At 42.8% G+C, this 5397-nt stretch carries 6 protein-coding genes; all 6 read left to right on the forward strand.

What is annotated here, in order from left to right:
- Positions 1-22 precede the first annotated feature (22 nt).
- The gene (locus ENN47_10815; protein ID HDP78649.1) at positions 23-265 is read left to right on the forward strand and encodes a hypothetical protein; all 243 of its coding nucleotides are present in this window, start codon (positions 23-25) and stop codon (positions 263-265) included.
- A gap of 631 nt (positions 266-896) precedes the next feature.
- On the forward strand, positions 897-1610 hold the full coding sequence (cas6, locus tag ENN47_10820; GenBank protein ID HDP78650.1) for a CRISPR-associated endoribonuclease Cas6: 714 nt from the start codon (positions 897-899) through the stop codon (positions 1608-1610).
- Positions 1607-3208, forward strand: coding sequence for a type I-B CRISPR-associated protein Cas8b1/Cst1 (cas8a1, locus tag ENN47_10825; protein ID HDP78651.1), 1602 nt, complete (start codon positions 1607-1609; stop codon positions 3206-3208). The genes cas6 and cas8a1 overlap by 4 nt, the downstream gene beginning before the upstream one ends.
- Positions 3208-4119, forward strand: coding sequence for a type I-B CRISPR-associated protein Cas7/Cst2/DevR (gene cas7i / locus ENN47_10830; protein HDP78652.1), 912 nt, complete (start codon positions 3208-3210; stop codon positions 4117-4119). Before cas8a1 ends, cas7i begins: the two co-directional genes overlap by 1 nt.
- Positions 4120-4123: 4 nt before the next feature.
- On the forward strand, positions 4124-4813 hold the full coding sequence (gene cas5b, locus ENN47_10835) for a type I-B CRISPR-associated protein Cas5 (GenBank protein HDP78653.1): 690 nt from the start codon (positions 4124-4126) through the stop codon (positions 4811-4813).
- Positions 4798-5397: CRISPR-associated endonuclease Cas3'' (locus ENN47_10840; protein HDP78654.1), on the forward strand; the 600-nt coding region annotated here is incomplete at its 3' end. The genes cas5b and ENN47_10840, both read left to right, overlap by 16 nt.

Here is a 5397-nt window from a genome sequence, read left to right on the forward strand (position 1 = left end):
ACGACGTCAACAGGAGGTAACCATGGATTTCATACGACAATTGATTTCTCTAATAACCGTCTTCGCTAGTTACGTAGAATCTCCCGGCAACGGGGCTGAGAAGAAAGAGAAAGTGAAACAGATGATAAAGGACGCGCTTCCGGATGAAGAGTGGAAGATCGATCCAGAATTCTTCGACTTCATTCTGGATGTCTTCATAGACCTCGTCGTCATGTTCCTTAATAAGGGCCTTTGGAAGACGGCGATGAAGGTGCTGGTGAAATGATAGTTATTTGCAGATAGCGATTGAGAAACGTAATGTTTCTGAGCGACTAGAACACAAACAAACCCACTGTATTTCACCTTCTTTTATAGCCCGGCTTCAAAGCCGGGTCTTCTTTTTAACAATCAAAATCGTCAATTTTGATTTCAATGTAAACTCCTTTATAATTTTGTTTGGATTCGGTCATTTTTTTGGGGATGCTTGGAACGAGAGAAGGAGGATCGAAATGAGAAGAACTATCTTCTTTCTCTTATTACTTTTGCCTACATTGGTATTTGGATTAGAACCGATAACCCTTCGAATTGGCGATGCTTCTACCACCTACTACAGGGAAGAAAGTCTTTCGCTTCTCATATGCCAGTCTAATCTTAACTAGCTGATCCGATTGAAAAGTCACTTGAGATTTCTAACCCTTCTTTTCTGTGGAAACGTGAAAACGGCCAGATTGTTTAGAAAGAGAACTGAAAGATATCTTGATTTTTGATTTTTATGTTACAAGAGATATAATGTACTTAAATTAGTTCTTATTAAGGCATGTGTCAAGTATAGTGGCACTTAACTAAAGCAAAGCGTTACATTAGCATTCTACCAACAATTTTCATATGAATAACATTGTACAAGATGAATTGAGGTGATGATTTTGCGATTGCTCGCAACATATGAAACTCCGGATCCCTTTCCTCTGGACTACCGAAAGGGATTCATGTCGCTTATAAAGGAATCACTAAGAACTTCCTCTGAAAAAGAGTTTGAAAGAGTTTACGGTGGACGTGCCGGCAGAAATATCGTCTTCAACTGTTGCTTTGGAAAGGATATGCGAATAGACAAGAAGAGGGAGAATATTGTTCTGAATTCCCCAACGTTTCTCTTTGAACTCTCCAGCCCAGACACCAAACTCATAGCAATGATCTATAACGGGCTCAGGAAGAACCGCGAATACGCAATCTTTGGCTCAAAGATCAAGCTCAAAGACATTACGCCTGTAAACACTCTTATCAGATCTAAAGATAGAATCCGTGTTCGTTCTATCTGTCCCGTCTTAATAAAATCAAATCCAGATATTGGATCAAGATATCTGCTGCCTGGAGAAGATGCCTTCTATGGCAGCCTTAATCACTTCTGCAAAGTGAGATATGAAGAATACTTCTCAGAGGAGTTTGAAGGAAGCGTAGAGCTTATTCCTCTTGAGCTGAAAAGAGTAGTGGTGAAGCACATGGGAACCTACCACACAGGATTCAAAGGGATTTTCGAACTAATCTCTTCGACCAATATGCTTCAGTTCCTGTATGATGCTGGAATAGGAACGAGGACGTCGCAGGGCTTTGGAATGCTGGAGCTGATATCATGAAAGTCTACGCATCTAACTGGCTAATAAACATGGGAATAGTAGGTCTGCTGAGAATCTTGAAGCATTCTGGTGTGGATATCACCACGCTCTTCAACGAAGACGGTTCAATAGAGCTGACAGAAGACCTGTTGGATAACTTCGGGCACAAGTATCTTGCCTACAGTCTCTACTGGTTTACAAAGGAAATTCTGACCGATCTTCCCTATAAGGAGAACCTTAAAGTACAGATACAGACTGCGGTTGGGAAGCTTGAAGAGGCGCTGAATGAAACAAACAAACAACTGACAGAAAAGCCGAAGAACAAAGAATCTCTAACCAAAAGGAAGAAACAGATAGCAAAAACACTTGAAAAACTCTCGAAGTTTCCCAATGAATTCAACTGGCTTCTAAACTATTACCCAAATCTGAATCTCATAGCAAATCCGTCTAGTAAGACAGAGAAACGAGCAGAACTCATAGAAGAAGAATTCGTAATCCCCGCCACCAGTTCAATTAATGAAACACAGGATGATTCTCAGCCACTCTGTTCATTGTGTTCAAGGGTAAGGTCAAAACCTCTTGAGAAAGGAAAATCCATCTTCTCGAAATCTTTGTTCTCTTCCCTTGGAGTAAGTCCGGATAGTTTCATGAACTATTTCTTTGATCTGGAACCGCATATGTACGTTTGTCCAGTCTGCAGGTTCTTACTGGTCTGCGCTTACGCTGGATTGACCAGGAAGCCTTACGATCATGTTGACAAGACAAACGAGGTGTTCGTAAACCTTGCGGCTCTTGGAATAGAAGAACTGTTCAATTTGAACGAAGGAATCTCTCTTATACACTCCCTTGAGAAGGGGGAGACCCTATATGAGAGAGTTATAGAGCTATCTCTATCAGGCCACATAAAGAGGAAATCGCAGTGGTCACTTGAGAATATGCAGTTTATAGAGATGCTTGCAAAGCGACAGGATGATACTCCAAATCTCAAAACTTATAGTTTTTCTCCCGATGTCGCTAGACTCTTTGCCGATCCCAAGACTGTGGATACGAACCTTAAGAACATAAGAGGAAGCATACCTTTGAATGAAGGAACAAACGAAGAAGGCTATATGAAACAAGTGGTTCTAAAGAACCTCATTAGTGGCAAAGACTTAATGGAACCGGTCTTTCTTGCTCTGAGAACTTTTGTAAAGAACGATAAGTATTTCGTCTGGTTGCTCATATCTGCTTTCAATACAATTGTCTTATCCGCAAGAAGAAACTCAATTAGATCGGAGATAGATGGAGGTGCAAAGAACATGGGCGAAAGAGGTAACTATGGCATATTGAGAAAGTATCAGGAAATAGGTCAGAGAGATTTCACACACTTTGAGCTGGAAAAAAAGAAGAGAATGTCTTACGTTCTCCTCTCGCTCATCCACAACAACAAAGCCGAGGAGTTCTACGAAAATCTACTGAAGATATACATAAACAGCGACAGATCAATTCCAGAGGAGATAGTGGGGCTTCTTAGCGAGTCTCAAGCCGCTACTTTCAAAGAGAAGGCCTTTGCCTTTATGACGGGATTCCTTATGGGAAAAGGAATAGACAACAACGAAGATAAAGGAGGTAACCAGTAATGGAAAAGTACAACAGGGGCTTGACATTAACCGTTGTAGTGGAAGGACAATCATTGAACTTCGGTGAGGGTTTCGGAAATGTGGCCACTCTCAAGAAGCTTAAGCGTGCAAATGGAAATGAGTACGATTTCTCCTCCAGACAGTCTCTCAGATACAGCATAGTCAAGATGGGCAACGAGAGCTTTGGCTGGAGACTTTCTTCATTTAATAGTGAAAGCAAAGTAGTTCAATTTGCTGAAGAAGAGAGCATAGCCGCCTCTCCCGAGATCGATCTGTTCGGTTATATGAAGACAAAAAGCAAAGGTAGTGACGATAAAACGGCAACCAGAGTTGCCCCTGTAAGACTAACTCCCGCAATCGCCCTTGAACCATTCAACTATGAAGTAGAGTTCCAGACGAACAAATGGCTAGCCGACAGAGCTGGAAAACAACCTAACATTGCGAACGCCGAGAATCACAGATCTCTCTACAGGTACACCGTTACGGTCGATCTCGACAGAGTGGGTACCGAAGCATGGAATCTATCGCTGCCTGAAGAGGAAAGAAAGGTAGAGGTTTCTACTGAAGAGAGAAGCAAGAGAGTTTGTGAACTACTGGAGATAATCAAGTATCTCTACAGAGATATCCGCGGTAGAAGAGAAGATCTGAAACCAGTCTTCATTGCAGGAGGAGTCTATAAGATAAAGAATCCGTTTTTCATGAACGCCATTTCGATTACCTGGGACGGAGACAAACCAGTAATAGATCTTGACCCAATAAAGGAAATATCCGAATCTATAGATGATGGTGAAACATTTATCGGCGCACGAAAAGGCTACTGGGGAAACGATTTCGACGAAAGTGTCCTGTCGCCCGAACAGGCGATAGAGGGAATGAAGAATCTGGTCGAGTCTGTATACAGCGGGCAGTGATCTTATGGAACTTCTTAAAGCGAAGTTATACCAAGAGACGGCGGTCTACAGAATCCCTTTCTCGCTGGAGATAGTCGAGAGTTATCCGCTTCCTACACCCTGTACTGTAAATGGAATGATACACAGCCTTCTGGGTGCCGATGGCCTTATTCCGGGGCTTAGTTTCAGTATTCAGGGCTCTCACAATGGCATCATGGAGGATTACCAGTGGTATAAGAAGATTTCACAAGTAAAAAAAGATACTTTCATTGAAAAGAAAAGACCGATCGTAGTTAACGTACTCAATGGAGTTACGCTTACATTACACATAGCTTCTAAAGACCACCTACTCCTTGAGAAGATCCTTCATGTCTTCGGTTCGCCGCCATACTACCCTTTTCTGGGGAGGGCAGAAGATCTTGTTGAGATCGTTAGCGCGGGCCTCGTGCAAGTAAACGACCCTGAAACTGAAGAAGAGTATGGCCAGCCCGCATTTATCCCAAAGCAGATGGCAGATTCACTTGGTATTTCCGGCACGCTTCACAGATTGCCGTTGACCTATTCGTATAGGGAAGTGCCGCAACAGGGAAAGAAAAAGGCACCACCCTCAGTAATCCGAGAGTTCGAATGGGGAGATTACTTCTATATTGAAAGGCCAAACATAGAGGAAGCAAGAATAGATGAAGAGGGGGACCCTGTTTGGCTGGAGTTGTGATCTATGCCAAGTCGAAACCACCTGAGACGCTCTTCGTCCATACGAAGGCTGTGGTCGATAACGCCCTGTCACTACTAGACGAGTATGGGAATAGAATAAAGAGTTCCTGGCCTAAATCATTCCCCGATTTGAACGAATTATTAAGAATAGCAGCAGTCTACCATGACCTGGGGAAGAACTACACGCCCTTTCAGAATGGCTTGAGGAAATCGATCAAAATCGATCCTCTTTCTGTATCATCACTGGATCCTCATATTCCGCACAGCTTTCTATCGGCTGCCTTCTTCCTTGCAGATGCGAGTGATCTCAAAATAGAGGATCTATGTCTCAAGGCATTACTTACAAGGGCCATATCCTTTCACCATCACCGGGATATCATGGAAAGACTGTTGGATCCGGACAACGAGCTCCTCAAGGAAGTAATAAAGGAAGATATTCAGCCCAACTACGAGAGACTCGCCTTCATGAAAGAACTGGGAATCATTCTTAACAAGCCCGGATTCAAGGGCATAAAGAGGATCTTGTCCAGTACCTGGGATTCATACTGGGAATCCGTTGTAAGAAACAACCACGATTACCAGAGG

The sequence above is a fragment of the Mesotoga infera genome, assembly GCA_011045915.1.
Lineage (GTDB): Bacteria > Thermotogota > Thermotogae > Petrotogales > Kosmotogaceae > Mesotoga > Mesotoga infera_D.

Coding starts and splice junctions, on each gene's coding strand:
- ENN47_10815 (HDP78649.1), top strand. CDS start 23: ATGGATTTCATACGACAATTGATTTCTCTAATAACCGTCTTCGCTAGT.
- cas6 (HDP78650.1), top strand. CDS start 897: ATGATTTTGCGATTGCTCGCAACATATGAAACTCCGGATCCCTTTCCT.
- cas8a1 (HDP78651.1), top strand. CDS start 1,607: ATGAAAGTCTACGCATCTAACTGGCTAATAAACATGGGAATAGTAGGT.
- cas7i (HDP78652.1), top strand. CDS start 3,208: ATGGAAAAGTACAACAGGGGCTTGACATTAACCGTTGTAGTGGAAGGA.
- cas5b (HDP78653.1), top strand. CDS start 4,124: ATGGAACTTCTTAAAGCGAAGTTATACCAAGAGACGGCGGTCTACAGA.